Genomic DNA, 26,428 nt, shown 5'->3' on the forward strand with positions numbered 1-26,428 from the left:
CCGCAGGCCTGGATGCCCACATTGGTTTCCTCAGTCGTGCAAGCCCAGCTCATTCGCCGTCCGCCAGATCCGCCAATGGTCATGCGGCATGTTGGTGTGCCGGTTGCCGAAGGGGCGGAAGGCATCCTGCACCGCGTTCGAGAAACACGGCACCCCGCCCACATGCGGGCTTTCTCCGACACCCTTGGCCCCGATCGGGTGATGCGGGCTTGGGGTGACGGTGAAGTCGGTCTCGTAGTTGGGCACTTCCCAGGCGGTCGGCAGGAAGAAGTCCATCAGCGTGCCGGTTTTCACGTTACCCATGTCGTCATAGGCGATCTCCTGTCCCAGCGCGACGGCAAGCGCTTCGGTCAGACCGCCATGCACCTGACCTTCGATGATCATCGGATTGATCCGCGTGCCGCAGTCATCCAGCGCATAGAAGCGGCGGATTTCCGGCACGCCGGTGTCGACGTCGATGTCCATGACGCAGACGTAAGCACCGAACGGGTAGGTCATGTTGGGTGGGTCATAGTAGCTGACCGCCTCCAGCCCCGGTTCAATCCCCGGGATCGCCTGATTGTAAGCGGCGAAGGCGATTTCCTTCATTGTCTTGAACTTCTCCGGCGCGCCTTTGACGACAAATCGGTCCACGTCGAATTCCACATCATTGTCGTGGACTTCGAGCAGATAGGCCGCGATCATCTGCGCCTTGGCGCGAATCTTGCGCCCGGCCATGGCTGTCGCCGCGCCGGCGACGGGCGTGGAGCGAGACCCGTAAGTGCCCAGACCGTAGGGTGCGGTATCGGTATCGCCTTCCTCGATGGTGATGCTATCTGCAGGCAGGCCGATCTCCGAGGCCAGGATTTGCGCAAACGTCGTGGCATGCCCCTGACCTTGGGAAATGGTGCCCAGACGCGCAATCGCGGACCCTGTCGGGTGGATGCGAATTTCGCAGCTGTCAAACATGCCCAGCCCAAGGATGTCGCAATTCTTGACCGGCCCCGCGCCGACAATTTCGGTAAAGAAGCTGAGACCGATCCCCATGAGCTTGCGGGTCTTGCCAGCTTTGAAATCCTCGACCCGCTGCGCCTGTTCGGCGCGCAGCCCCTCGTAGTCGACCGTCGTAAGCGCCTTGTCCCATGCGGTGTGATAATCGCCGCTGTCATACTCCCAGCCGAGGGCGGCGGTATAGGGAAATTGCTCCTTCTTGATGAAGTTGATCCGGCGCAGCTCTGCCGCGTCCATGTCGAGCTCAATGGCGAGCACTTCGATCATACGTTCGATGAAATACACCGCCTCCGTCACCCGGAAAGAACAGCGATAGCTGACGCCGCCAGGGGCCTTGTTGGTATAGACGCCATCGACCTCCAGGTAGGCGGTCGGGATGTCATAGGACCCGGTGCAGATGTTCATGAAGCCTGCCGGAAATTTGGTCGGGTCGGCACAGGCGTCAAACCCGCCATGATCAGCAGTCACATGACATTGCAACGCGGTGATCTTGCCTTCTTTGGTGGCGGAGATTTTACCCGTCATGTGATAATCCCGCGCAAAGGCAGTGGTCATCAGGTTGTCCATGCGGTCTTCGATCCATTTCACCGGCTTACCGGTGACTATGGAGGCCACGACCGAGCAGACATAGCCCGGATAGGCGCCCACCTTGTTGCCGAAGCCCCCCCCGATGTCGGGAGAGATCACTCGGATATTGTGTTCTTCGATCCCCGAGATCAGGGACACAACTGTACGGATTGCGTGCGGTGCCTGAAACGTACCCCACAGCGTCAGCTTGCCATTGACCTTATCCATCGAGGCCACGCAACCGCAGGTCTCCAGCGGGCAGGGGTGGGTGCGGTGGTAGTACATGGACTCATCGGCCACGACCTCAGCGTTGGCGATGACTTCTTCGGTCGGTTCCTTATCCCCTGCCTCCCAGGTGAAGATGTGGTTGGGGTGCTTGCGCGGTCCGTGTGCGCCATCGGGCAACGAACCATCCTCACCCACCAGATCCTCGCGCAAAACCACATCGGATTGCAAAGCCTCAAATGGATCGACAATGACCGGCAGTTCTTCATACTCAACCTCAACCAGCTCGATGCCATCGGCGGCAGCATAACGGTCTTCGGCCACAACAAAGGCCACTTCCTGGCCTTGAAACAGAACCTTGCCATCTGCCAGCACCATCTGCTTGTCACCCGCAAGCGTTGGCATCCAGTGCAAGCCCAAGGGTTCCAGATCGGCGGCGGTCAACACGGCCAGGACGCCGGGCACCTCTAACGCGGCGGCAGTGTCGATGCTCTTGATCCGAGCGTGTGCATAAGGGGAGCGTACGAAATCGCCAAACAACATGCCGTCGAGCTTGATGTCGTCCACATAGTTGCCTTTGCCCTGGGTAAACCGGGCGTCTTCGACCCGCTTGCGCGAGCAGCCCATGCCCTTGAGGTTGGCGACGCGATCTTCGCGGTTGTCTACTTCGTCTTTCATTCTGCGGCCTCCTTGGCGGCGTTCATCTCAGCGGCAGCGGCCTGAATGGATTTCACGATGTTCTGGTAGCCGGTGCAGCGGCAGATATTGCCCGCCATGCCGAAACGGATATCTTCCTCGGTTGGGTTCGGGTTTTCTTCCAGAAGTTTTGTGGCTCGCGTGATCATGCCGGGGGTGCAATAGCCGCACTGCAGCCCGTGATGTTCCTTGAACGCTTCTTGCAGCGGGTGCAGGTCATCCGGGCCGCCGATACCTTCGATGGTGGTGACCGACTTGCCGCTGGCTTGGGCTGCAAACATGGTGCAGGATTTCACCGATTTGCCGTCGATGGTCACGGTGCAGGCCCCGCAATGCGATGTCTCGCACCCGATATGTGGACCGGTGATGTTCAGCCGCTCGCGCAGCGTGTAGATCAGCAATTCGCGCGGTTCGGCGAGGAACTCCTCATCCTTGCCGTTCACGTTGAGCTTGATGTGCATTTTGTCAGGCATGTGATCCCTCCCTTAAGCGCGCGACCAGGCGCGCAGGATGGCGCGGCGCAGGATGACGCCAGCCACGTGTTTCTTGAATGCGATGGGGCCGCGATTGTCCTCGGTCGGGTCGATGTCGTTCAGCATCGCGGCGGCCGCGGCTGTCAACGCAGCATCATCCAGCGCAGTCCCAACAAGCGCCGCGCCAGCAGCTTCGGAATAGACCGGCGTGTCGCTGAGGTTCGTCATCGCAATCGCGGCGGAGGCGCAAACATCACCCTCTTTGGTGATCTGCACCGCTGCGGCAGCCGTCGCATAATCCCCGATCTTGCGCTTTTGCTTTTCGTAGGCATAGCCGCCTTTGGGCAGGGGGATCGTCACGGCGGTCAGAACTTCCTCGTCCTCCCGCGCGGTCATATAAGCCGCTTCATAGAATTCGCGTGCCGGAACGTCGCGTTCACCATCGGCACCGACCAAAGTGAAGCGCGCGTCAAGGCATTGCATCAGGCCGGGCATGTCATTGCCCGGATCGCCGTTTGCGACATTGCCTCCAACCGTGCCCATGTAGCGGACCTGCGGATCGGCAATCTGCAAGGCGGCTTCGCGCAGGATCGGGGCGGCAGCGGCCAGGCCTGCGTCCTCAATGATGTCCGATTGCGTGACCATCGCGCCGATGCGTATGCTGTCGGTACCAACCTCGATGCCCGACATGCCACCGACGTCCTGCAAGTCGATCAGATGCGGCACCTCGGCCATGCGCAGCTTCATCATCGGGATCAGGCTGTGCCCGCCCGCCATGACACGGGCGTCGTCACCATGCTCCTCAAGAATGGCAAGAACCCCGGCCATATCTTTTGGTCGATAGTATTCAAATGCCGCTGGAATCATCGGCTCTCCTCCCTAAAAAGCGATTGATCTGGCTTGAGGGAAGTAGTGCATACGCCGGCGTGCGGCGGCTTTAGAAAATCAATGAAAAACAGGTATTTTGCACGAAATGCGCCCTAGGTCGCACGAACTGCGCCGACCTGCGATGCCAGGGCGTCCTGTATCGCCTTCAGCTTCGAACGGCTTACAGGTGCCGGTGGCAAATCGGGGCCCTCAAAGACGCAGCGCCCCTTGTCCTTAGTCCGCTCAAATCGCGCGACGCGCCGCGGGTTCACGAGATAGCTGCGATGGGTTTTCAGAAATCCAGCTGGGACCAGTCGCTTCGTCGCTTCGGTCACTGGCCAGACGCAAAAGAGCCGCTCTTTCTCCGTGTAGACTTGTGTATAGTGGCCGTCAGCACGGACAAACGAGACATCGTTGGGCGCGATGAAAACCTTGCTGCCGTCCCGCTCGCAGGGGATTTGCAACATCGCGGTCGGATCCGCTTCGTGCAAGGCTGACGGTTCCGGAAGGCCCGTCTCTCTCTCAGGCGAAACAACCAAGTAGGTAACACTGACCCAAAGGCACGCACCGAAGATGACAAAGCTGAAAAAGATGACCCCAAGCGCCAGGGTCTCATTGCTCATGGATGGGCCAAACTCCGAGAGGCTGGGGTCAGCAACAAAGCGGGTTCCGGCCATCGCCAAAAAGTGCACCGAGCACACGGCAATGGCAAAGCACAGCGTGCCCAAGACGATATTGCGGTTTGTCCTTTGGCCATAGGCAATCCAGAAGGCCAGAACACAAAGCCCAATGGCGACAAATGACGAGACGATGACACCTGATGTCGTGTGGATCGCCCGGCACAACTCCAAGCCTGCCATGCCGATGTAGTGCATCACCAAAATGCCGATGCCCACAATCCCGCCGGCAATTGAAATGATGGCAGGGGTCCGCTCGGCAAAGTGCATCAAGATCAAGGCCGCCCCGACAAGCAAAATCGCAGACAATGCCGAAACAAGCGTAATCGCGGCGTCATAGTAGAACAGGATTGGAAGCTGCAGCCCCAACATCGCGATGAAATGCATTGCCCAGATGCCGCCACCCAAAGCAATCGACGCAAGCGCAATAGACATCTTTTTTTGAAACATCGGCTTTTCCGACAGGTCACGGGTGAGCGAAAGCCCGGTGAAGCCGGCCACAAGGGCGACAACGCAAGACATTGCGACCAGAAAACCGTTATGGGTAGCGTCCAGAAATTCCATATGTGCAAAGATGACCAAAACCGTTTCTTTTTGCAAACAGGGCGCGCCGCACATTGCGGGTGTCTGACGTGCGCACCAATGGGGCAGCTTAGGTCGATTTGATCAGGGAGTTTCTCTGAATGCGGATTGGTTAGGAATGCACTGCGCCGTAGAAAACGCGGCACCAGTACGCTAACGTTAGCGGTATTCATATGAATTGAGAAAGATCATTTAATCACAAGGAACTATTTAATGGCAGGGGTATCAAAGTTTCTGACCAGTTCCAGCCGATCGCGTAGGCTTGTTGTGATCTTGCATTCCTACAACGGAACGACATCCAGCGTACGCGATGTTTCCAGGACCATTCGCGGGTGTTTCACAGACCATGCAGAGAGCGTCGAGGATACCTTCGCGGAGGCGGACATCCTGATCCCGGCTATGCCAGCAGGACTGCTTTCGTTTGCGCGCGTCGAAGATATCACAAAGCAGGTCATTGGCGAGGTAACCGCGGCTTGGGACAAGAACGGAGGCTACGAAGATATCACCTTCATTGGGCATAGTCTTGGCGGTCTTATTGCACGTCATGCCTATATAGTTGCATGTGGTGATCACGACAGAGCACCCAGGCCGAAAGAAGATGGCCGCGACGAAGAGCATAGTGAAACTTCCCTGAGGCATGGGCGGAAAAAGCCACTGGACTGGGCTGACAAAGTCTCGCGGATTGTGCTGCTGGCCGGGATGAATCGAGGCTGGAGGCTGAGCCATCACCTTTCCATAACAACGGCGCTGATGTGGGTGCCCGGGGTGATCCTTATACAACTCCTGCAGCTTTTCGGACTGACACCGCTCATCGCCCAGATCAGGAAAGGCGCTCCGTTCATTACAAATCTTCGACTTCAGTGGCTCTGGATGCGGCAATGGGCTCGCCAGCCTGGCGACTATCCGGGGGCGGCGCTGACTATTCAACTGCTCGGTTCGGTCGACGACATGGTCTCCCCTGAAGACAACATCGACCTCGTTGCCGGCAGCGATTTTGTCTATCTGGATGTTCCGTTTTCCGGGCACGCGAACGTCATAGAAATGGGAACCTCCGCGAGTGGCAGTCGTCCGGTTCCTGACGCTGCGCCTGACGGACCCCAAACCATGGGTGAAGCGCGCCGAGCCGTTTTAGCCAAAGCGCTTACCTGGTCGCGCGAGAGGCTCCGCGATGTAGAGATTATACCCTCAGATGAGATGCCATTTGATCAGGACAATTCTGTGACCGACGTCGTCTTCGTCATTCACGGTATTCGCGACAAAGGGTATTGGACCCATAAGGTTGCGCGCCGAGTGGTGGAGCTTGCTAAGCGCGAAAAACGCAAAGCGCGCGTGGCGACCGAAACGTCCAGCTACGGCTACTTCCCCATCGCCGAGTTCTTACGCCCCGCTGGCAGACGCAGCAAGGTCGAGTGGTTGATGGATCAATACGGTGAGGCCGTGGCTCGTTATCCCAATGCCTCATTTTCCTATATTGGCCACTCAAACGGAACCTATCTATTGGCCAAGGCTCTGGCATCATATCCCTTATGTCGGTTTGAGAACGTGGTGTTTGCGGGCAGCGTCGTGAGCAGGAGGTTCGACTGGTCGGCAAGACCAGATCAGGTGAAGCGCCTGCTAAACATCAGGGCGACAGCGGATTGGGTTGTGGCCTTCTTCCCCAAGGCATTTCAGGATTTGCGACTGCAGGACATCGGTTCTGCGGGGCACAATGGCTTCACGCCCGGGCAGCATATCGTGGTTGCACAGCCGATCTGCCGTGGGGCGCATGGAGCCGCGCTGGTGGAGCAAAACTGGGACGCCATAGCGACATTTGCACTGCTCGGCAGAACTCCCAAGATACCTGACAGCATTGACGGTAAAAACCTGAGTCCGGTCGCGGCAGGCAGCAAAACCTTGGTTCATGTCGTCGGAAGCGTTGCGCCTCTGGTCTGGGTTATTCTGGCAGTTGGCGCTTGCGCCATCGGTTGGTGGATCTGGTCTCTTCCCTACGCGGAGTGGCTGCGCACAGTCCTGCTCGCGACATACGTTTGGCTACTGGTTAAGCTGGCACATGTAGCTTGAGTGTGTGTTGGCCGTTCATCTCTGGCTCAGGCCTCTATGTCTGGCGCTACGCCAAGTTCAGATGCACTTCTTCGCACAGCTCTTGCTTCGACCGGATGCTGCTCAGGTCGAAAATCGATCAGTCGCCTGGAGGATATCCGCAGGCCAAAGCCGGGCCGCTCCGGGTTGATCATGCACGGTGCTCCTTTTCGGCGAGCGCGTCGCGCAGGGCATCCCCAGTCAGGTTGATGGCCAGAACGCATGTCACAACCGCAAGCCCGGGCCAGATCATTTGCAGTGGAGTTGAGCGCATATGGATGCGTGCGTCCAGCAGCATGGTGCCCCATTCGGGCATCGGTGGCTGCACCCCAAACCCCAGAAAACCAAGGGCCGAGATGCCAAGGATGGCGCGCGCGAACATGCCGGTCCAAACAACGGTGAGCGACGGTAGGAGCGACGGCAGGTAGTGCCAGCGCGCGATGGCGAGCGGCGATAGGCCGGCGAGCCGCGCCTGAACGACATACCCCCGGGTTTTTAGGGACAGGCCAATCCCGCGTGCGACCCGAGCATAGCGCATCCACCCGGTCACGGTCAGGGCAAAGATCAAGCTGCCGGTACCTGCACCGAGCACTCCTGCGATGACAACGGCGGCTACGAGGTCGGGGAAGGCCAGAAATGTATCGGTGGTGCGCATCACCACCCAGTCTGCAAGTTTGCCACCAAGTGCCGCAACAAGACCCATCAGCGTGCCTACGACCAGCCCAATGATGGAAATCAGGAACGCGAGACCAAGAGACCAGCGCGCGCCATGCAACAGGCGCGACAGGATATCGCGCCCAAGGGCATCGGTTCCCAGCACCCATTCAGCACCGGGGGCGCTGAGACGGTTGGGAATGTCGATCTGTGCCGGGTCATGCGGGGCGAGCACGGGCCCGATGAGCGCAGCTGTCACAAGGATCAATGCGAGGACGATCACACTATGCATCGTGCTCTCCGATCCGGGGGTCCAGCGTGCGATAGATCAGGTCAATCAGCAGGTTAACGGTTACGAAAAGCAGCGCTGCAAGGATGACAACGGCTTGGACCTTGGGAAAATCGCGGGCCTCGATGGCATTCACCAGAAAGCTGCCAAGGCCGGGACGTGCAAAGATCACCTCGACCATGACCGCGCCTTCCAGAAGAAGCGCCAGCTCAAGGCCAAAGACGGTAACAACCGGGATCGCGGCATGCGGGGCAACGTGGTCACGTTCAATGGCGCGCCCCGCCACACCGCGCCGCCGAAATGCAGGCAGGAACGGCTGGCCTCGGGCCTCCAGGATACCGGAGCGTAAAATGCGTGTGAGCGATGCCGCGACGCCGAGCCCCAATGTGAGCGCGGGCAGAATGATGTGCGCCGGAGTTCGGGCCCCCATCGCCGGAAGCCAGCCCAAATGAACTGCAAAAAGCAGGATCAAAAGCAGACCCAGCCAATAGGCCGGGATGGCCGCACCAATGGTTGCCACTCCCACGGCGCAACGATCCAGCCAACCACCGGGCTGCCGTGTTGCCAGAAGGGCCAGCGGGACGGACAGGCTGACGCCGATCAGCAAGCCCGCAAGGGCCAGCGGCACGGTATAAGACATGGCGGTCAAAAGCTCTGGCCAGACATCGCGTCCGGTCACTGCCGATTTACCAAAATCCCCAACCAACAAGGGACCGATCCATGCTTGGAACGCCTTCCAGAACCCCGCGTCTAAACCAGCATTTGTGCGGACCAGATCGACCACCTCGGATGGGACGACCGCATCGTAGCGGGCCAGCGCAATGGCCAGCGCCGGATCACCGGGCGCGTGCCAAAGCAGCGCAAAGGTTGCCAGCGCCGCCCCTGCCAGGACGACAGCGGCACGCAGGAAAAGGGTCGCGATAAGTCGGATCACGCCACACGTTCCAGTGCGCCAAGCGCGAAGGCCGCATCGCGCAAGGTCTGGCCGTAGTTGGATTGAGGCGCCTCGACAAAGGCTTTCGATGCGGTCACCTCTTTGATCCGTCCCGCCCGCAGCACCGCGATGTCGTCCGCGAAGGCAGCGGCATAGCCCAGATCATGGGTCACGATCAGCGCTGCGAATCCTTCCTCAAGCTGCATCTGGGCGATCAGGCGGGCGGTATGCTTTTGCGTGACTGCGTCCAGCGCCGAGAGCGGTTCGTCAAACAGAACAAGAGGTGGGGCGGCGATCAGAGCGCGCAGAATGCCAGCGCGTTGCGCCTGACCGATGGAGACTTCGGTCGGACGACGGTCGAGCACGTCCGGCGCAATCTCCAACCCGTTGCAAAGCCTGTCGAGCCTGCTTTGGTCTATTGCCTGCCCCCGTGCTTTCACAGGCTCCATCACGGAAAGGCGAAGTGACATACGCGGATTGAACGCACCACGTGGTTCTTGCATGACAAGAGCCGACCGACTGATACGTACGGGCGCATTGTTCCACGTGATCTGGCCAGAGGCGCATGGAACCAACCCGAGGACCGCGTTGATCACCGTGGATTTTCCCGCCCCGCTTTCGCCGACGACCGCAAGCGTTCGCGACGGTGCAAGCGACAGGGAAACATCCTCTAGGACCAATTTCGTGCCGCGCCGGACAGAGACCCGATCAACGCTCAGCATGGCAGTTCCAGCCAGTTGCGATGGGCGCAAAGCGCCTTGGCCGCTTGGGTCCTGGGTGCAGATAAGACCTGCGCAGTGGGCGCATCCTCCACAATGCGACCGGCCTCCATAACCATCAGACGCTTCACACGCAGTGCGGCAAGTCCCAAATCATGCGTAATCAGCAGCAAAGCCGTCTTGCGACTGGGTAGGTAGGCGTCAAGAAGATCCATCGTGCCCGCCGCCACCACAGGATCCAGCGCCGATGTGGGCTCGTCCATGACCAACAGGTCTGGTGTTCCGATGAGGGCCATGGCGATGACAAAACGCTGCTGCATCCCCCGGCTCCATCCCCAGGGACGTTTGCGCAGGTCACCGCCTTCGATCTGTAGCGCCGCAAAGAGCCCTTGTTGGCGGGAAATGTCGGATGGGAGGTCCAGCGCGCCCTCCGCCTCGCGCCAATGAAACGCCATGGATCGTATCGGATCAAGCGCCTCATCAGGGCTTTGCGGGACATGGGCGACGCTTTGACCCTGCGCGCGCAGAGTGTCCACCAGCGCGTGACCTAAGGTCGATTTGCCAGACCCCGATGCGCCAACAAGCCCGACGCGTTCGCCGGGCGTGATCTCCATATTCGTGGAATGCAGAATGGTTCGGCCCGAGCGTATTGCGCTCAGGCCGGTCACGGAGATGGTCATTCGGTCAAGGCAGTCTCATGGGTGATCCAATAGGTCTCGGTCGGGTGCACGGCATAGCCGGTAAGGCCCGCCCGCGCGACATTGGTTTGGCTGACGTGAAAGACCGGGATCATGGCAGCCTCTGCCGCAATGATCTCCTGCACCTGGTCATAAATGGCTTCGCGGCCCGCCTTGTCAAAGGTCGTGCGGCCCTCCGCGAGCAATTGATCCAGTTCGGGGTTATTGTAGCCCCCCCCGTTTGATCCACCTGTGGATTTCAACAGCGCCTCCAGAACTGCGGCGGGATCACCCTGGGGCGTTGTCACCCAAGCCTGCAGGAACATATCGGCCGTGCCATCCGCGATCGCGTCGTTGCTCGCGCCGTATTCGCCCACGCGCACGGTCGCCGTGACGCCAATGGCCTGCAGGAAGGCTTGCGTCAATTCCGCCGTCGGCGGCAACGCGGCACGCGAAGAGTAGGTCACGATGTCGATTTCCAGCGGTGCGTCATCCAGCATCCAGATACCGCCGGCCTTGGTTGCCCCGGCCTCCGCCAGTAACTGTTCGGCCAGAGCTGGATCATAAACCGGATCGATGTCTGCAGCCCATCCCATCCCGGCAGGATAGACGGTGCCCGCAGGCACGCCGCCGACGCCCGAAAGGGCGGCGTCCACAATGCCTTGTCGGTCAATCGCGGCGGAGATGGCGCGTCGGATCAACGGGTTTGCCATCGGGCCGCTGGCTGCATTTACCGTGAAAAAATAGAGCCGCGCCGTCGGCGCAGAGAACCCCAATGCGCCGGTGTCCTGAATGCGTGCAAAATCCGTTTCAGGATAGTTGATCACCATATCGACCTCGCCCGCCTCAAAGGCCAGCGCCGCTGCACCAGGATCAGGGATGCCAACAACGCGCACCTCGCTCAGGCCCGGCGTGCCAAGGCGATAGTCAGCGTTTGCTTCAACACGGTAAAGCTGTTCGGGGATGGCTTCCCGAAAAATAAAAGGACCGGTGGCGTTGATCGGGAAGTCCTCGGACGCCGCACCAAGAATGGCAATGCCGGGCTCTGCAAGCGTCCAGGGGAACGCGGCGTTGGGGGTGTTCGTCTCAAACACAACAGTGAGGTCGCCCTCTGCCGATATCGATTTCAGATCGAGCAGATTTTCAATGCGGGCATTGTGTCCGGCGTGGGTGTCATCCGATATCGGCACAATCGCATCCACAACAGCCTGCGCTGTCACCGGTGCGCCGTCGTGGAACTGAAGCCCTTCGCGCAATGTCACGCGCCATGTGTTTGGCGCGGTTTGCGCGAGCCCTTCTGCTAAACGCGGATAGAGGTTCAACTCATAGTCGATGCCCATCAGCGTCTCTGTCACCCCGGTCTGGTTCGACATCCAACCGTTGTATCCTGCCCGCGGGTCGGGCACTTCCGCCGTCGGACCGGAGCCGACAGAGATTGTCAGGCTCCCCTCCTGCGCCGCAAGGGGCAGAGCCGTTGATAGGGAAAGCAAGGCAGCAGCAGCGAGCCGTGTCATGAACGACATGGAAGTTCCTCATTCTGTGGGATGAATTGGCTGGCGGATCGCGCGCTTATCGCGGGCGAGTGTATGGATTTCGGCCCGTCGCAACAAGGCAAGCGCTTCGTCTGTGCTCAGACCCTTCGCCTGCGCGCGGCGCCAGATTTTCCGGGCCGATACAGGTGACCAAGGCAATGCGGCCTGGCAAAGCCAGCGACGCAGTGGTGTTGGCAAGGCGTCATAGGCTTGCATCGGGTCTCCGGTGCGGCGCTTGTTGCGAAGGCTCGTTTGTCCCAGATTGCGGCTGTATTGTGGAGACATGCTATTTGCCAAGAGGAGAATGAACACCTTCACGCAACTACTGGAGTTACTAGATGCACGCAACAAAAAATGTTACGTGAAGCAAAGAATGAGCGGAGAAATACCTTGAAGCGAAACAGTCGCCTGTCTTTGGCGCTACACACTCTCAGCCATATGGCTGGCGATCCCGAAAAGATGCGGACCTCTGCCGATATTGCCGAACATGCGGGGACAAACCCGGTTGTTGTGCGGCGGGTCTTGGGCCGCCTTCGGGAAGCGGGGCTGTTGACGTCCGAAAAGGGACATGCGGGGGGCTGGCGTTTGGCGCGCGTGCCAGAAGCGATCACGCTGGCAGATGTCTACCTTGCCCTTGATGAACGGCTTGTTGCCAGCAGCGAGGACACCGATGCGCCAGCGTGCTCGGTGGAACATGCGCTGCACAAACGCGTCTCCAGCGTTTTGGAGGACATCGAACAAAGCTTGGTCCAACGGTTGGGCGAAACGTCTATCTCTGAGGTGCGTGGCACTTAAATCAACCTACCGCCGCGAAGCCGCCGTTGGCTACAGCGCGGTAATCCGATCAATCTGGCCTCCAAGTCGGATCCATCGGCCTCAAGTGCTGTCGGAGAGCCGCCAGACGTCCTGTTCACTGAACCCACGGATCACCCTTGGACCTAGGTTCTCAAGGTCGAACTGATCTTTGAGAACAGCTGCCACGTCGTTCTGAACACTGATCTCCATTGGCTCAGAGAACTCCTGCAGCCGGGATGCCAGATTAACGGCAGGTCCGAAAATATCGTAGACATACTTCTGAATCCCAACGACCGAACCAACCACAGAACCGGAAGACAGGCCGATACGGCACCGCCACTGATGCGGATGGCTCAGGTTGCGGCGCGTCAGGTAGCGTACAAATCGGATGGCCGTGTTGGCAATCGCCTTTGCATGATCCGGTGTCGGATCAGGCAGACCCGCGACGGTGATATAGGCATCCCCAATTGTCTTGATGCGTTCACAGCCGAATTGTTCGCCAATACGGTCAAACGCGCTGTAGATATCGTTCAGTTCGGTGACGGTCACGCTGGGATCTTGCGAGGCGACCATATCGGTAAACCCGACAAAATCGAGCATCAGAACAGACACAGGATTATACAATTGCGGGGTGACGACACCGAAGGTCTTGTACTCTTCGTAGACGGACCGGGGCATGATGTTGAGCAAGAGTTTTTCCACCTGCTCTTTTTCCCGTTTGATCTCGCGCGTGTTCCTCTCGACCATCATCGAGTAGGAATCAATCATGGATTCCAATTCTTTAATGCGGGTGATATTCTGGCAGACAAGAACAAGCACATCCTCATCTGCAGCCGTGAAGTCGAGCGCAATGACTAGCGTTCTGCGTTTCTTTTTGAACCTGATTTCAGATGTATATCGCCCAATACTCGTCAGGCTTTCTCGCAGCGCATCAACGTCTAACTTGGGGAAGAGCAGCTGCAATTGGCCGGGCTGGTCTTCGTTGCTGAACCATTCGTTGAATGTGTCATTGCGGAAACCGAATTGGAGCGTCTGGCGGTCCAAGAGCGCGACACCGACACCGATGGCGCGGAGCAGCTGCTCGTTGATGGCTTCAATGCTCATAGATCACCTAACGATCAAGGGACGGCGTTTCCCAAATTCCGTAACGACAATCTCGACGTCTTCGGGTGCCATACTGTGCTCAAGCAGCGTGCCGCGCAGCACGGCTTCAAGCTCATCGAAATGGGCGTCATTGACGTCAAGGTGAGAATGCAACTGGCGCAGCTGCTTGTCTGTGTAAGCGGCCGGACCACCTAGGAGAGATGCGATGAACTTGGTCTGATGATCAACGATGCGGGACATATCCACGTCGTCAAAAAAATGGCCGATCTCATCGTTGTCCAGAAGGGTGTCATAAAACGAGAGGACGATCTTGCTGACTTTCGAAAATCCCCCGTACTTCTCATAGAGCGTGCGTTCGGCCATCAAATAATCCTTTTCAAATACAGCAAGATCAGGAGAGGTCTCCTCTGCCGAAGACTACAAATTCTCTTTGGATCAATTCAAGCCTGTCTACTACATGCTATGGGCCGATGCCCTCCAGCTGACAGCCGAAGGGCATCGACGACACATGCCGGTGTCTCAAAGACGTTCGAGAATGACCTCGGCATATTCCGATGAGATGCAAAGGGACTCATGTGTCGAGACATCGAACTTCTCGACGAGCGCCAGAATATCGCTGCGCAATGCCGCCTGCCCATTGGCATCAAGTGCTTCGAACGCCTTGTGCATCGGGCCGTAGAATGTGCGGAAGTAGTCCAGGAAATGCTCAGCGTCGCGATAGCGGAGCATAAAGTTCTTGCGCTGGAACGAAAGGATTTCGCAGGTGCCACCGAAGGCCTCTTCGAGCCACGCGCCGTTCCCCCACACAGCAGGTGAGTTCACGCCAGCCGGCGGCGGAACATGTTTCCCAATGGTCTTGAACAGCTGGCCGACGAAGCTATCCGGCGTCCAACTGGCCATGCCGATCTTGCCACCTGTTTTCACAACGCGTTGCAGCTCTGCGGCTGATTGGTGCTGGTTGGGCGTGAACATCACCCCGAACGTGGACACAACCGCGTCAAAGGACTGTTCCTCAAATGGCAGGTTCTCTGCGTCGGCCACCTTATAGGTGACAAACAGACCTTCCGCTTCTGCGCGCCTGCTGCTGGCTTCCAAAAGGGCCTCGACATAGTCCGTCGAGGTGACGTTGCAAAAGCGTCTGGCGAAGGCCAAGGTCGCGTTGCCATTCCCTGCGGCGACATCCAGAACCTTGGCGTCCGCTTTCATATCCATGGCTTCGGCCAGCTCTTCACCGGTGATCTGAAGAGTGACGCCAACTTTGCTGTAGTCCCCGGACCCCCAGGCGACATTTTGCTTCGCTTTGATGGCCGCGTAATCAGCCGTATGATTGATAGATGTTTGAATGCCCATTTTTTCAAATCCTTTGGGTGTTATGCTGGAAATATGCCAGCAGTTTCGTGGAGTGTTGCATCCGAAGAATGCGAACGGGTTATGCAGCTTCCTGACTTGGCCAACTGCAGGTCACGATTGGCCGTTCCACAGTGGCCACGTGTTCGAAAATTCTTGAATTGATCCATTCGGGCTGAAAGATCGGCGCCATATGCCCAAGTTCCGGCAGGAGGGCGATGCGCGCTTTGGGAAGCGCTTTGGCAATAGCCACTGCGACGTGTTGCGCGATCTCGGGAGAGTCCAACCCCGTCATCACCAAGGTCGGTATATCCAATCCGAACAAATCCTTCAGCGCCCAGGTTTCGGCGAAACCGTTGGTAAAATCGGTCATGATCGACGAGATCTGGCCCGCAAATCTTTGCCTGGCTGAAACGGGGAGACCGTCCCAGAACCCTTCGCCATTCCAGAAATCCAGAAACTGCCTCATCCCGGCGGCGGCTGCATCATCATCCTCCCCCGCAGCCGCCGCGACCTGATCCGATATGCCTTGGATCTGTTGAAACAAGCGCTGGCTTGCATTTTTACCGTGCTTCAGAAAGTGAAAGGCAGCCGGTTCGTAGACGGTCAGGCTCTTGACAAGGTCGGGCCGCATCAGCGCGACCTTGATCGCAATGCCGCCGCCATTTGAGTGACCGACGAGGTGCACAGCACCCTCCAGTTTCTCAATTTCCTGAACGACGGCGGCAGCAGAACCTGCCGCACCTGTCCGAGATGGGTCACTTGCCAAGGGCGCGCGCCCATAGCCGGGAAGGTCAAATGCAAACACCTCAAACCGGCCTTCGAGGTCCGCTTCAAGTTGCCGCCATTGTCCACTGCTGGAGGCAGAAGAATGCAGGGCGACAATCGGTGCATTACCAGTTTCGGTAGGTCTAAAAGGGATTGTCATGGCGCTTACTCACTTGCGTTTTGGATGAGTAAGAACTGATGCTTCTTTGTTTCAATGGAATGTCTGAAAGGGGCGCAAAGTGTTTCAGTTGTTGCTCTGTGAAGCAGGTCACACAGAGCGCTATCCGCCCTCAAAATATGAGGATTTACGGCGGGGCCTAGTGCGAAGCAGATCGTTGTGAAACAATTGAAACACAAGATGCCGATTTTGAAATGGCACTGAAACAATGATACCCTAGACGATCAGGATGACGATGGGCATGGCGGACGATTTTAAGGAAATCGAGAGAGCGCGAGACCTCCTGCGCGATGCAATCGAGTCTCTCAAGGAGGGTTTCGCCCTTTATGATGAGGATCGCCGCCTCGTGATGTTCAACCAACAATATGCCGAGATGAACAAGGGGGTCTCCGATTTACTGAAGCCCGGTCTGGATTGGGAGATCCTGATGCGCGAGACGGCGCGCAGAGGCATTTATGCCGATGCTATCGGGACCGAAGAAAAGTGGGTCTCTGACCGGCTGGCCAATGGCATCCAGTTCATCCAAGACTATGAATTGACCGAAACGGACGGGCGCACTTATCTGGTCTCGGTTCACCCCACCCGTTTGGGCGGCTTTGTTGTGACGCGTGAGGAAATCACCGACAGGAAACAAGCGGAGATCGAAGAGCGCGACGGAGATCTTCTGATCAGAAAAGTGCTGGATGCTAGCTCCGCCGTGGTAACGATGGCACGGGTTGGAGATGGGCAATTACTATACCGCACGCCCGCCGCCCTTCAGCTTTTCGGGCCTACCAAAACGGCCAGGGAGCATTACGCCCATCCGGAAGAACGAGCGGACTTTGTTACTCTGCTGCTTGCAGATGGACGGGTTGATGACTTCAAGCTTGATCTGTTGGACGCCAAAGGCAACATGTTTCCCGCGAGCATCTCTTCGCAGCTTGTTGACTACAAAGGCGAAGAGGTCATCGTCACCAGCATCATCGATTTGACCGTCCAAAAGGAAGCGGACGCCCTCATCAGGCAAGTCATGGAAGCCTATCCGGCCGCCATTAACATGACAGATGCCGAGACGGGAGAAATCCTTTTTGCAACGCCGGACATGGAAGAACTGTTCGGCCCGGCCCAAAGCTCCCAGTCCTACTATGCCAATCCCGTCGAGCGGCAGCGCTATTTGAAGGAACTGCGTAAGGCCGGGTCACTGAAAGATCGGCGGATAGAATTCATCAATGCGCGTGGACGAAAGTTCTGGGGTGCGGATTCCTCGCGCCTGATAGAGTTCAATGGTAAAGAAGTCATCGTTTCCAATACACGCGACCTGACAGACGAACTGGCCATTGAGGAAGAGCTTTCGAAACAACGCGAGATGCTGTTCCAGAATGAAAAGATGTCCGCGCTTGGTGAATTGCTTGCCGGTGTCTCGCATGAACTCAACAACCCCCTCTCTGTCGTTGTGGGTCACTCACTCATGCTGAAAGAGGAGATCACCGATCCTGATCTGACCGTCAGGATTGACAAGATCAGCAATGCGGCGGAGCGTTGTGCCAAGATCGTCAAGACATTCCTGGCGATGGCACGCCAGCAACCCAGCAAGATCGAGCAGGTCGATGTTGCAGGGGTCATTGAAACGGCCGCCGATGTGGTGGGCTATGGCAGCACGTCCGGGGACATCCGCATCAAGCAGAAGCTTCCCGTAGATTTGCCACCAATCGCCGCAGATGCTGACCAGATTACGCAGGTCATCATCAATCTCATCATCAATGCCGAACAGGCCATGACGTCGTCGGGTTGCGGTGACCTTATTGAACTGTCTGCCGAAGCACAGCCCGACAAAGGCACGGTGCAACTGACTGTGAGAGATAATGGCCCAGGCATTCCCAAAGCCATTCGCGCCCGTATTTTCGAGCCGTTCTTTACAACCAAAGAGGTTGGAGAGGGGACTGGCATTGGCCTCGCATTCTGCCACCGGATCATTCTTTCTCATGACGGGCAGATCAGGCTCGACCAGACCGACAATTCGGGCACCTGTTTTCGGATCACACTGCCCGCCGCCGATAATCGGATTTCAGAAGTGGATGAGCCGGCTGAGCCGATCTCACCCTCCGCAAATCTCAAAGCCCTGGTCGTGGATGATGAGGTCGAAGTGGGGGAGTTGAACGCTGAGATCCTCAGAAGAGAGGGGTTCGAGGTTGACGTCGTTTCCTCCGGCGAAGAAGCGATTAACTGCCTTCGCACAGCGAAGTACGATGTATTCCTCAGTGATCTGAACATGCCCGGTGTCGATGGGCGCCAGATTTACGACGCGCTGGTGACCCATTTTCCAGAAATGTTGAGCAAGACGGCTTATGTCACGGGCGATACCATGGGACAGAAATCTCTGGAATTGTTGAGGGACTCGGGCCTCCCTTATCTCGAGAAACCCGTTTCACCTTCGGAACTTAGACACCTTGTCGGTAAACTGCTCGCCGAGCACAAGGAAACTGCAGATGGATAATCAGAAAACCCATATCTTGGTGTGTGATGATGAGATCGACGTGCGCGAAATGCTTCAGGAGTATCTTGGCAAGCGTGGATATAAAGTGTCAGCAGCCGCTGGTGGCGAAGAGCTTCGGGACATACTTTCGGCGAACGCAGTGGATGTCATGATCATGGATATCAACATGCCGAAGGAAGATGGCCTTTCGATTTTAAGGTCGCTTCGTCCGGAGAATGCGACCCCTGTCATCATGCTGACCGCAGCAGGCGATGTGATTGATCGTATCATCGGTTTGGAGATGGGGGCTGATGATTACCTTGGCAAACCCGTGGATCTCCGAGAACTCGAAGCGCGTATAAAAGCGATCCTTCGACGAGAGGCGATCATTGGCACGGCAAAGACGGAAGACTCCGGCGAAAACCGCGCCGCCTTCGGGGACTATGTCCTGGACAAAAACGCGGCAAAGCTTCTTCAGGCTGATGGGTCCCAAGTCCCGTTGACCGCAATGGAATATAGTTTGCTCAAGGTTTTTGCGGAAAACAAAGGGCGGGTTTTGAACAGAGATCAGCTTTTGGAACAAGCACATGACCGGTCTTGGGACCCCTTTGATCGCAGCATTGATATCCGAATATCTCGATTGCGCCGAAAACTTGAAACCAATCCCGAGAAGCCGGAGATTATCCGAACCGTGCGTGGCATCGGATACGTTTACGATCCAAAGTGACGTCTCTCGACATGGTTCGCCGCCGCGGACTGAGCGCCGCTTACTCGTTCACTGACGCAGTGGAGCTAATTTCGTTTCCTCTGACATAAGCGACAAAGCTATCGAAGTCGGTTGGAGCGTCAGGAGCCATTCTGTATTCGTCAGCCCGCTTGTTATATTCGCAAAGGTGATTTGAAACTGCTATCCACCCGAGGACAACGGTAACGGGAAACAGACTTGGAATTCGGACCCATCTCCAACAGCCAGGACATCAGCACGCGCTCTTTGCGGTGGCTTTCGAAATGGGACATCTCATGCGGCGGATAGTTCTGGCAATTGCGGCCATCGTGGTCGTGACGGCAGCCGGGCTTTGGTTCGGGGCGCGTCATGAGGTCGGCTCGGACGCGATGCCCGCCGTTGATGCAGACGCTGGTCCGGCGGAACGCGGGGCTGCGGCTTTTGTTGGGGCGGATTTTGGTGGATTGAGCCTGCACGCCTTGGAAAGCCACGCGGTGCCGTGGAAACTGGTCACCGCAGCTCTTGTGTTGGAAGCCGTTGATGGAGATCCCACGCAATCGGCGGATCTTAAAACGCTAAACAATCTGCTGGCCTCATTTGGATTTCTGGTGCAGACGCGAGTCCAGAACATGCCAGAGGGCGTGCCGGACCGACCGGACGCACTGCCCTTGGGTATCACGCATGGTGTGTTGTCACCCCTGGCCGGACTGCCCGTGCAAGTCGCCAATATGGGATGCGCTGCCTGCCATGCCGGTGTCACCTATCGCACTGATGGTCAGCCTGATCCAACGGCCGCATGGATCGGAATGCCCAATACGTCACTAAACCTTGAAGCCTATACGCAGGCGGTGTTTCGGACGCTCAAGGCCTATCAGGACGCGCCGGCCAGACTGATGGAGATGGTGGGGACGCTCTATCCGGAAACAGGCTGGCGCGAGCGGCAGGCGCTGCGGTGGCTCGTCCTGCCCATGGTGCGGGCGCGCCTGGATCAGATTCCGGGCGACCGTCCTTTGCCTTTTTTCAATGGTGTCCCGGGCAGTACCAACGGGGTTGCGGCGCTCAAGCATGTTTTTGATGTGCCGCTCCTTGGGGACGGTCTTGCCGATGCGGGCATCGTATCCATCCCTGATCTGGGGCATCGGCACTGGCGCAGTAGTCTTCTGGTTGATGGCGCCTATGCGGTGCCACAGACCGAACGGCAGGCGGAGACCACAGCCGCTGATAACACAGCTGAAAAGCGGGCCGCTTTGGCCGCGATTACGACTTTCTTCACCGTGCCCAGCATGGGTGTGCACCCGAGCAAAGCCATCGAGGCCGTGCCTGTTGCGGAAGAAATCTATGCATTTCTGAACAGCGCCTACAACTCGCAGCCCTTTCCAGCAGTGATCAATGACGACCTCGCTCTGGCGGGCAGCGCGGTCTATGCCGCCGAATGTGCGGCCTGTCATGGTGCCTACAATGTCGAAGACGGGAAGCCAAAATTGGTCTCTTTTCCGAACTGGCTCGGCGAGGTCGGAACCGATCCGCTCAGGGCCGCGGCCTTCACCGAAGACCTTGCCGACACGTTTCGGGATACGCCTTATCGCGACCAGATTGCCGTGGCGCGCACCGAGGCCTATGTCGCGCCGCCTCTGGACGGCATCTGGGCGTCCGCCCCTTATCTGCACAACGGGTCGGTTCCGACAATCTGGCATCTGCTGACCCCGGACGCGCGGCCGGAAACGTTTGAACTGGGGGGCCACATGCTCGAGTTCACCCGTTTGGGCCTGCGTTTGGAAGACGGGCGATATCCGGCAGATTATGTCCCCTTCTCCGAACCGGTCATTCTGGACACGACGCACCCCGGCCTTGGCAATGGCGGTCATGACTTTGGCGCGACACTCAGCGATGAGGACAAAACCGCACTGATCGAATTTCTCAAGCAGCTTTAGACAATCAACTCATCCAACGACCGACGTGCGGCTGGAAACAGCGCATGCTGCGGGCGGCGGCCGATACGAAACGAGGAGACGATGCGACGGCCCTTTGGCAACTCCACCATCGCAGCCAGCGTCTCGGCACTCGTCGGATCATCCGCCAGTGCGGCCAGAACAGCCGCCCCAAAACCGGCCGCTTCAATCCTGAGCCACGCCCGATAGAAGGCGCGACCGCTGTCAAACGGGTCTTCACCCACGGGGCGGTGAAACACCACAATGGCTGCCGCCCCAGCCGTCTTTTCCTCCTCAGATAGGAGCTTTTCCACGAGCCCGCACCTCAGCAGCGGCCTGAAGCCGCGCCCCAATACCACTCCGGCACCGATCCTGTCGAAGACCCCAAGGCGCATCGCATCCGCGTTCAATCCATCGCGTCCCCAGTTCGGATGACCGCGCCGCAACCGCATCCACGACAGAAGCTCCGCGCGAAAGTCGTCTCGTACCGTGAACGTGAAACTGGCCATGTCCAACAGTTTTGCGATGACGCGGATCGTATGGGGGCCGGTGACCGCGATGCAATCCGCGTCTGCCAGTGCTTCTGCGGTTTGCCTGTCCTCGGTTGTGGCCGTTGCGAAATCGCCGCGCCAGCTTTGTCGCGCGGCCACATGCTGGACCAGCGGATCCTCGGTGGCACCCGGGGTGAAGGTCAGGCGGGCGACGGGGCGCAGGTCTCCGGTGCCCTCGTCATCCGCTGGGTTAAAAGAGGTGCGCAAGCCCTCCTGCGCCGCAGCCATCGCCATCCCCTCGAAGGCCGCACCCAGGCTCATCGCCGCATCATGACCCGTGGGGTCAGCCGCCGGCAGACGCACCCGCCGATCTTCAAACAGCCACACCGTTTCCCCCTCGAGCCGCCAGCGGGCGGGTTGCACGTTGTGAACACTGGGGGCAAGACTGGCTTGCGTGACCAGATGCCGAAAGAGATCAGGTGTCATGCAAGATCTTTCCTGAACAAGTGCAGGCGGTGCAAGGGCGCAGCCCCGATCTTGGACATCATTCGCAGGGATGCCTGATTTTCATCGGCAATCCAGGTGATCCCAAGCTGCGCGTAGCCCGCCTCGCGCAACTGGGTCAGGGTGCGGGACAGAATGGCGCTCATCAGCCCGCGCCCATGGCTGGCTTTGATAACCGAATAGAAGATGATCACCGCGCGTTTGCGCCGCAACCGATAGCGCAGGAAATGAAACGGTGTCATCAGCGAGAACCGAGAGCGTGTCGCTTTCAGGAATCCGTTCAGGTCGGGAATGCAGATGACCACACCGACAGGCGCGTCACCTTGGGTCAGCACGGCGGATAGCCGGGGATCAATGATGGTTGTCATTTCGCCCGCCTGAAAGGTGAACTCCTCCGCGGTCAGCGGCACGAACATTGGGTTTTGCGAAAACCCGTCGTTGAGCACCTGCCGCGCCTCTTCCATACGGGCAGCAAAGGTTTTGCGCTTGACCGGGGCAAAGGCATAGTCCGGCGTCAGTTTGAAGGGCGGGATTGTGGCCTGGGCCAAGTCCAATTCAAAGGTCATCACTGGAAAGAAGGGCGCAAATCCGTTCTGGTGCAGCAGCTTCGGAATATGGGCTGGGTTCACCACCATGTCGGTATAGGCCGCGCGCCCGAAGTGATCAGTCTGCACGCCCAGCTGCTGCATGGCTGTGAGGTTAAAATTGCCAACGAGTTCGTTGTGCTTCCTTTCGCGCGCCCAGGCCTCGGCTCTTTGCAATAAAGCGGCGGCAATTTGCGCGTCATCATCGCAGTCGAAAAATCCAAAAGAGGCGCGGTTCGTCCCGTGCAGCTCGTTCGAGGCGGCATGCGTATGCACCACGATCCGGCCCAGCGGACGATCGCCGCGACGGGCGGTAAAATAGGTGAAGGCATCATCGCTTGGAAACAAAGGATTGGTGCCTGCCGTCAAAAAACGCTTCAGATCCGATTTCAGCGGCGAGACATAGGGCGTGCTTGCATCATAGGCCTGAAACGGTACCTCGAAGAAAGACGGGAAATCGCGTTCGACGATCTCAACCATGTGACGCGCCCCGTTCGGCCAGCAGGGTCGCAAGGCGCTGCGCAATCCTTAATTCCTGTTCCAGCTGCCTCGATTGCGCGAGTGTCGGCACATTCAGCGCCATGATGCGGAGCGGATCCTTTGAGACCAGCATCGCATGGCTGGCCTCGAACTTGCGAAAGAACCAGTCGAATTGCTCGGCCAGCTGAGGGTTGCCAAGCTGGTCGAGATTGTCGGAGGACACGATGGTTTGGTGCAATAAATAGTCGTGGAATGCCGCATCGAAATCGTTCAGACCGTCAGCGTCCAGAATCAGCGCCCCGGAGGTCAGTGCCCGCGTTTGCAGCGCTTGCAGGAACGCGCCATGCTCGTCCAGCCGCGTGTCAGCCAAAACGTCGAGAACCCGCCCTACCTTATCCGCGCGTCTGATAAGACGGGCTTGATTGAAAATCAGGGCCAGTAAACCCACACTCATAACAATCGCCATCACCTGCACCGTGGTGCGCGCATCAAGCCCGGCGAGTTCCATGATGCAAAGGGACGCAACGACCAGGCCAACGACAAGAGCCGCCGTCGCCGAGATGACCTCCGACTGCGTTGCATCGCTGCGCCGGAGCGTCAGGCCAAGCCAGCACACCGCGAGAATGGCAATCCCCGACAGCCGCACGGGGAGGTCGAGAAACTCGGTTCGGAAATCCGTCATCGCCAGCGGCACGATCAAGACCAGAGACAGCGCCAATCGGTCGATCGTAGTATTTTCGGCAACCGACAGGCTTTGCCGGTCCCGACCAAGCACAAGGAGGGTGAGCGCGACAAAGGTCGTCACCTGAAAGATGGCCAGCGAAACGGTGGCCACAAGGGCCTGATCCGGGCCGGCGAGCATGGCCACCAGCGCAAAAAGAAGCGCGCCCCCAGCCGCCCAGGCTTTCAACGCCAGCGGCGCATGGCGGCGCAGCAGTGTTTCAGTCACCAGAAGCATGGCCAGCGGGACAAGGCCAGCCACGGCAAAGGTCAGGCGTCCGATCCACTCCACCTCGGTCAGCCACTGCAAAAGACGGATAGTCAGCAATGCGGCCACCACCTGAATCACAAACAAGAACCGCTGTGTGATCGCGGTGCGCGGCTGCTGCATGCGCAAAACCTGCGCAAATAGGGCCAGACCGATCAGGCTTGCCAGCGTGACGACGCTGTCGGCAATCATTTCAGGTGAGAGACCTGTCATGCCATCATACGGCGCAAAAAGCGTGTCACCACCGGTCGCAAGAGGGCTTCGGTGATTGCACTCCGTGGGTGCTCGACCCGGGCCGCGTGCGGGTTGAAGAACCAGCCCCGATAGTCCGCGCCTGGCTTGCGGCCCAAAATGCCATTGGCCACTTCATAGGCCATCAGCATGCCCGTCGAGATCACCATCGGGGCAAAGGACATGCGGCTGCGTTTGCCTGCAGCGACCTCGCCTGCCAGATCGAGATCGATGTAGTGACGCGACGAAGAATGCAGGATCACATGTGTTGCCTCATGGAAAAAGGCTTCGTCTCGCTGGTCCTGGGTCAGCGCATCCCAGGCGGTATCACCTGTGGGATATCTCATCCGCTCTTCCGGCATCGGATCTCCCGGCTGCGTGACGTAGACCGAGGGCAGCGGCGAGGCATAGGCGTCGATCACCGCCCGGTTTTCGGTACGCGCTGTGCGATAGAGCAAAAGCGAGGCACCGAGATCATCCGTGCCATTGACGACGATTGCACTCGCAGCCGTCGCGTCTTGCACATGCGCGGGCCAATCGTCTCGATACACCGTGATCTCCATGTCGGGATTGATTTGCAGGCATAGGTCGCGCGTCGCCTCGGCCTTGTGTTGCCCGATGGTGTCGCGAAAGGCAAAGGCCTGGCGGTTCAGGTTCGATGTCTCGAATTCATCGATGTCCGCGAGGATCAGCCGCCCCACGCCCATCCGGGCCAGCGCAAAGACACAGGCGCCGCCCATGCCGCCCGTCCCACACACAAACACCTGTGCGGCGCGCAGGGTTGCCTGCTCCTCCGGGGTGACAAAGCCGATATTGCGCGTCGTGAAAGTATCGTAGGAGAAGGTCAAGCTGGATCCTTTCGCGGGCGCAACGTGCCAAAGCGGCGGCTGTTGTCGAACCAGTGGATGGCGGGCAAGATCAGCCGTTGCAGCATCATGGCCACAAGGGTCAAACCTACACTTGCCAGCGAGGCTCTGGGCACCGAATTCTTCAGATACCCGACTGCTGTTGCCAGATCGATCTGGCCGAGCTGTAACACGTCATCGCCCCGGTCATAATCCAGGGTCTGCTGACAGAAGTCGTTGTAAACCTGATCGCGGTGGTGGGGGGCTTCTTCAAACGTCTTTTTCAGATCGTCCGAGCCGCCTGTATAGGCATTGGTGATCACAAAGCGATCCTCGTCGAACCCGGCATCGCCCCCGACCCCGAACACGTGTCGGTGGTCTGCCATGATCGTCCGGGCAAGCAGCAGATGCTGAAGCGACCGTTGCCTCGGTCGCCGGGGCGTCGGGAAAACGCCGCTGAAGGTTTCCGCGACCATGCCGACGATGGCCGGCACCTGCGTGACATTGGAGACCCACAGCGGGCGCATCTGATTGCGGAATAGCAACAAGATGCAGGTCAGACCATAGAGGACCCAGGACAATCCCCGGGATTGCTCCTCCGGATCGACCATAACCAGTCCCAGATGCAGAACCTCCATCGGTTCGGCCATCGTGGTGATGTCCATCAGGGCCAGCGCGTTGAACGCAACCGGCTGTCCGGTATCCTTGCGCCGCACAAGTGTGATGATCGTGGATTTCAGCCGCTCCGGATCACCCGAGAAAACGCCATAGGTCAGCGCGCCGCGCGCCAGGGTCTTTGAGGCAACCGTGATCAGGTCCTGAGACAGGGTCGCCAGCTCATCTTCTGACATCCACAGCCCAGGCCGCTCAACAATCCGCGTTTCAAATTGCTTGCCCGTCGCGAGGGTCAAATCAAGTTCTGATTGAAACAACGCACGGACAAGTCCGGACATGCACAAATCCTCAAAGTTTATTCAGCCTGCTCAAGGTCTTTCGAGTCGCTCACGCAAACCTCGGTCTTATCTGCTTGAGTGGGAAGCAGGTCTTT

24 protein-coding genes are annotated in these 26,428 nt (G+C 58.3%); 5 read left to right on the forward strand and 19 right to left on the reverse strand.

From position 1 onward, the window contains the following. Positions 1 to 30: 30 nt before the first annotated feature. From Q1A20_RS07525 to Q1A20_RS07540, 4 genes are all read right to left on the reverse strand, one after another. A complete protein-coding gene (locus Q1A20_RS07525; protein WP_299916637.1) occupies positions 31 to 2,460 on the reverse strand; it encodes an aerobic carbon-monoxide dehydrogenase large subunit in 2,430 nt (809 codons plus the stop codon). Next, a complete protein-coding gene (locus Q1A20_RS07530) occupies positions 2,457 to 2,951 on the reverse strand; it encodes a (2Fe-2S)-binding protein (protein ID WP_299504451.1) in 495 nt (164 codons plus the stop codon). The genes Q1A20_RS07525 and Q1A20_RS07530 overlap by 4 nt, the downstream gene beginning before the upstream one ends. 12 nt (positions 2,952 to 2,963) lie before the next feature. After that, positions 2,964 to 3,818 carry a xanthine dehydrogenase family protein subunit M gene (locus Q1A20_RS07535; RefSeq protein ID WP_299402647.1) on the reverse strand — a complete coding sequence of 285 codons (855 nt, stop codon included), beginning with the start codon at positions 3,816 to 3,818 and terminating at the stop codon, positions 2,964 to 2,966. 113 nt (positions 3,819 to 3,931) lie between these two features. Then, complete coding sequence (locus Q1A20_RS07540; RefSeq protein ID WP_299402650.1) at positions 3,932 to 5,059, reverse strand: MHYT domain-containing protein; 1,128 nt, start codon at positions 5,057 to 5,059, stop codon at positions 3,932 to 3,934. 231 nt (positions 5,060 to 5,290) lie between these two features. Between Q1A20_RS07540 and Q1A20_RS07545 the strand changes: the two genes are divergently transcribed. After that, positions 5,291 to 7,138, forward strand: coding sequence for a hypothetical protein (locus Q1A20_RS07545; protein ID WP_299402652.1), 1,848 nt, complete (start codon positions 5,291 to 5,293; stop codon positions 7,136 to 7,138). Between the two features lie 169 nt (positions 7,139 to 7,307). Here Q1A20_RS07545 and Q1A20_RS07550 read toward each other — a convergent pair whose 3' ends face one another. The 6 genes from Q1A20_RS07550 to Q1A20_RS07575 are packed head-to-tail and all read right to left on the reverse strand — an operon-like array spanning position 7,308 to position 12,279. Continuing rightward, positions 7,308 to 8,102: an ABC transporter permease gene (locus Q1A20_RS07550; RefSeq protein WP_299402653.1), complete on the reverse strand. Its 795-nt coding sequence runs from the start codon at positions 8,100 to 8,102 to the stop codon at positions 7,308 to 7,310. Further along, a complete protein-coding gene (locus Q1A20_RS07555) occupies positions 8,095 to 9,033 on the reverse strand; it encodes an ABC transporter permease (RefSeq protein WP_299402655.1) in 939 nt (312 codons plus the stop codon). The genes Q1A20_RS07550 and Q1A20_RS07555 overlap by 8 nt, the downstream gene beginning before the upstream one ends. Then, complete coding sequence (locus Q1A20_RS07560; RefSeq protein WP_299402657.1) at positions 9,030 to 9,755, reverse strand: ABC transporter ATP-binding protein; 726 nt, start codon at positions 9,753 to 9,755, stop codon at positions 9,030 to 9,032. The genes Q1A20_RS07555 and Q1A20_RS07560 overlap by 4 nt, the downstream gene beginning before the upstream one ends. Next, a complete protein-coding gene (locus Q1A20_RS07565; protein WP_299402659.1) occupies positions 9,749 to 10,432 on the reverse strand; it encodes an ATP-binding cassette domain-containing protein in 684 nt (227 codons plus the stop codon). Before Q1A20_RS07565 ends, Q1A20_RS07560 begins: the two co-directional genes overlap by 7 nt. Beyond that, entirely contained in the window at positions 10,429 to 11,952 is a 1,524-nt protein-coding gene (locus Q1A20_RS07570; protein ID WP_299402660.1) for an ABC transporter substrate-binding protein, read from the reverse strand. Before Q1A20_RS07570 ends, Q1A20_RS07565 begins: the two co-directional genes overlap by 4 nt. A 9-nt stretch (positions 11,953 to 11,961) precedes the next feature. Further along, entirely contained in the window at positions 11,962 to 12,279 is a 318-nt protein-coding gene (locus tag Q1A20_RS07575) for a DUF6525 family protein (RefSeq protein WP_367180877.1), read from the reverse strand. A 72-nt stretch (positions 12,280 to 12,351) separates the two neighbouring features. On the opposite strand from Q1A20_RS07575, the gene Q1A20_RS07580 reads away from it, so the two are divergent. Further along, a complete protein-coding gene (locus Q1A20_RS07580) occupies positions 12,352 to 12,756 on the forward strand; it encodes an Rrf2 family transcriptional regulator (RefSeq protein WP_299402662.1) in 405 nt (134 codons plus the stop codon). A gap of 81 nt (positions 12,757 to 12,837) precedes the next feature. Here the strand turns inward: Q1A20_RS07580 and Q1A20_RS07585 are convergent, their stop codons facing one another. The 4 genes from Q1A20_RS07585 to Q1A20_RS07600 form a co-directional block, all read right to left on the reverse strand. After that, positions 12,838 to 13,860: an adenylate/guanylate cyclase domain-containing protein gene (locus tag Q1A20_RS07585; RefSeq protein ID WP_299402664.1), complete on the reverse strand. Its 1,023-nt coding sequence runs from the start codon at positions 13,858 to 13,860 to the stop codon at positions 12,838 to 12,840. Positions 13,861 to 13,863: 3 nt separating this feature from the next. After that, complete coding sequence (locus Q1A20_RS07590) at positions 13,864 to 14,223, reverse strand: group 1 truncated hemoglobin (protein ID WP_299402666.1); 360 nt, start codon at positions 14,221 to 14,223, stop codon at positions 13,864 to 13,866. A 156-nt stretch (positions 14,224 to 14,379) separates the two neighbouring features. Then, on the reverse strand, positions 14,380 to 15,210 hold the full coding sequence (locus Q1A20_RS07595) for a class I SAM-dependent methyltransferase (RefSeq protein WP_299916642.1): 831 nt from the start codon (positions 15,208 to 15,210) through the stop codon (positions 14,380 to 14,382). Between the two features lie 79 nt (positions 15,211 to 15,289). Continuing rightward, on the reverse strand, positions 15,290 to 16,135 hold the full coding sequence (locus Q1A20_RS07600) for an alpha/beta hydrolase (protein WP_299916644.1): 846 nt from the start codon (positions 16,133 to 16,135) through the stop codon (positions 15,290 to 15,292). 259 nt (positions 16,136 to 16,394) lie between these two features. Here Q1A20_RS07600 and Q1A20_RS07605 point away from each other — a divergent pair, with 259 nt between their 5' ends. From Q1A20_RS07605 to Q1A20_RS07615, 3 genes are all read left to right on the forward strand, one after another. After that, positions 16,395 to 18,626, forward strand: coding sequence for an ATP-binding protein (locus tag Q1A20_RS07605; RefSeq protein WP_299916646.1), 2,232 nt, complete (start codon positions 16,395 to 16,397; stop codon positions 18,624 to 18,626). Continuing rightward, complete coding sequence (locus Q1A20_RS07610; protein WP_299402673.1) at positions 18,619 to 19,332, forward strand: response regulator; 714 nt, start codon at positions 18,619 to 18,621, stop codon at positions 19,330 to 19,332. Before Q1A20_RS07605 ends, Q1A20_RS07610 begins: the two co-directional genes overlap by 8 nt. 293 nt (positions 19,333 to 19,625) lie before the next feature. Further along, a complete protein-coding gene (locus Q1A20_RS07615) occupies positions 19,626 to 21,260 on the forward strand; it encodes a hypothetical protein (protein ID WP_299916648.1) in 1,635 nt (544 codons plus the stop codon). On the opposite strand, the gene Q1A20_RS07620 is transcribed toward Q1A20_RS07615, so the two are convergent. Genes Q1A20_RS07620 through Q1A20_RS07640 form a run of 5 tightly spaced genes read right to left on the reverse strand, consistent with a single transcriptional unit; the run spans position 21,257 to position 26,333 of the window. After that, positions 21,257 to 22,234 carry a hypothetical protein gene (locus Q1A20_RS07620; protein ID WP_299916650.1) on the reverse strand — a complete coding sequence of 326 codons (978 nt, stop codon included), beginning with the start codon at positions 22,232 to 22,234 and terminating at the stop codon, positions 21,257 to 21,259. The genes Q1A20_RS07615 and Q1A20_RS07620 overlap by 4 nt on opposite strands. After that, positions 22,231 to 23,316, reverse strand: a complete 1,086-nt coding sequence (locus Q1A20_RS07625) for a GNAT family N-acetyltransferase (RefSeq protein WP_299916652.1) — start codon at positions 23,314 to 23,316, stop codon at positions 22,231 to 22,233. The genes Q1A20_RS07620 and Q1A20_RS07625 overlap by 4 nt, the downstream gene beginning before the upstream one ends. Beyond that, positions 23,309 to 24,517 carry a hypothetical protein gene (locus Q1A20_RS07630; RefSeq protein ID WP_299916654.1) on the reverse strand — a complete coding sequence of 403 codons (1,209 nt, stop codon included), beginning with the start codon at positions 24,515 to 24,517 and terminating at the stop codon, positions 23,309 to 23,311. Before Q1A20_RS07630 ends, Q1A20_RS07625 begins: the two co-directional genes overlap by 8 nt. Next, entirely contained in the window at positions 24,514 to 25,383 is an 870-nt protein-coding gene (locus tag Q1A20_RS07635) for a ThiF family adenylyltransferase (RefSeq protein WP_299402682.1), read from the reverse strand. Before Q1A20_RS07635 ends, Q1A20_RS07630 begins: the two co-directional genes overlap by 4 nt. Further along, complete coding sequence (locus Q1A20_RS07640; protein WP_299402684.1) at positions 25,380 to 26,333, reverse strand: hypothetical protein; 954 nt, start codon at positions 26,331 to 26,333, stop codon at positions 25,380 to 25,382. The genes Q1A20_RS07635 and Q1A20_RS07640 overlap by 4 nt, the downstream gene beginning before the upstream one ends. Positions 26,334 to 26,428: the final 95 nt, after the last annotated feature.

The sequence above is a fragment of the uncultured Roseobacter sp. genome (genome assembly GCF_947501835.1).
Taxonomy (GTDB): domain Bacteria; phylum Pseudomonadota; class Alphaproteobacteria; order Rhodobacterales; family Rhodobacteraceae; genus Roseobacter.

What these genes read in the sequence shown, in the direction of transcription:
- Q1A20_RS07640 (WP_299402684.1), bottom strand. Translation starts at nt 26,333, where the DNA reads ATGTCCGGACTTGTCCGTGCGTTGTTTCAATCAGAACTTGATTTGACC.
- Q1A20_RS07585 (WP_299402664.1), bottom strand. Translation starts at nt 13,860, where the DNA reads ATGAGCATTGAAGCCATCAACGAGCAGCTGCTCCGCGCCATCGGTGTC.
- Q1A20_RS07550 (WP_299402653.1), bottom strand. Translation starts at nt 8,102, where the DNA reads ATGCATAGTGTGATCGTCCTCGCATTGATCCTTGTGACAGCTGCGCTC.
- Q1A20_RS07545 (WP_299402652.1), top strand. Translation starts at nt 5,291, where the DNA reads ATGGCAGGGGTATCAAAGTTTCTGACCAGTTCCAGCCGATCGCGTAGG.
- Q1A20_RS07535 (WP_299402647.1), bottom strand. Translation starts at nt 3,818, where the DNA reads ATGATTCCAGCGGCATTTGAATACTATCGACCAAAAGATATGGCCGGG.
- Q1A20_RS07625 (WP_299916652.1), bottom strand. Translation starts at nt 23,316, where the DNA reads ATGGTTGAGATCGTCGAACGCGATTTCCCGTCTTTCTTCGAGGTACCG.
- Q1A20_RS07630 (WP_299916654.1), bottom strand. Translation starts at nt 24,517, where the DNA reads ATGACAGGTCTCTCACCTGAAATGATTGCCGACAGCGTCGTCACGCTG.
- Q1A20_RS07605 (WP_299916646.1), top strand. Translation starts at nt 16,395, where the DNA reads ATGGCGGACGATTTTAAGGAAATCGAGAGAGCGCGAGACCTCCTGCGC.
- Q1A20_RS07570 (WP_299402660.1), bottom strand. Translation starts at nt 11,952, where the DNA reads ATGTCGTTCATGACACGGCTCGCTGCTGCTGCCTTGCTTTCCCTATCA.
- Q1A20_RS07600 (WP_299916644.1), bottom strand. Translation starts at nt 16,135, where the DNA reads ATGACAATCCCTTTTAGACCTACCGAAACTGGTAATGCACCGATTGTC.
- Q1A20_RS07560 (WP_299402657.1), bottom strand. Translation starts at nt 9,755, where the DNA reads ATGCTGAGCGTTGATCGGGTCTCTGTCCGGCGCGGCACGAAATTGGTC.
- Q1A20_RS07525 (WP_299916637.1), bottom strand. Translation starts at nt 2,460, where the DNA reads ATGAAAGACGAAGTAGACAACCGCGAAGATCGCGTCGCCAACCTCAAG.
- Q1A20_RS07590 (WP_299402666.1), bottom strand. Translation starts at nt 14,223, where the DNA reads ATGGCCGAACGCACGCTCTATGAGAAGTACGGGGGATTTTCGAAAGTC.
- Q1A20_RS07610 (WP_299402673.1), top strand. Translation starts at nt 18,619, where the DNA reads ATGGATAATCAGAAAACCCATATCTTGGTGTGTGATGATGAGATCGAC.
- Q1A20_RS07615 (WP_299916648.1), top strand. Translation starts at nt 19,626, where the DNA reads ATGCGGCGGATAGTTCTGGCAATTGCGGCCATCGTGGTCGTGACGGCA.
- Q1A20_RS07530 (WP_299504451.1), bottom strand. Translation starts at nt 2,951, where the DNA reads ATGCCTGACAAAATGCACATCAAGCTCAACGTGAACGGCAAGGATGAG.
- Q1A20_RS07565 (WP_299402659.1), bottom strand. Translation starts at nt 10,432, where the DNA reads ATGACCATCTCCGTGACCGGCCTGAGCGCAATACGCTCGGGCCGAACC.
- Q1A20_RS07620 (WP_299916650.1), bottom strand. Translation starts at nt 22,234, where the DNA reads ATGACACCTGATCTCTTTCGGCATCTGGTCACGCAAGCCAGTCTTGCC.
- Q1A20_RS07540 (WP_299402650.1), bottom strand. Translation starts at nt 5,059, where the DNA reads ATGGAATTTCTGGACGCTACCCATAACGGTTTTCTGGTCGCAATGTCT.
- Q1A20_RS07595 (WP_299916642.1), bottom strand. Translation starts at nt 15,210, where the DNA reads ATGGGCATTCAAACATCTATCAATCATACGGCTGATTACGCGGCCATC.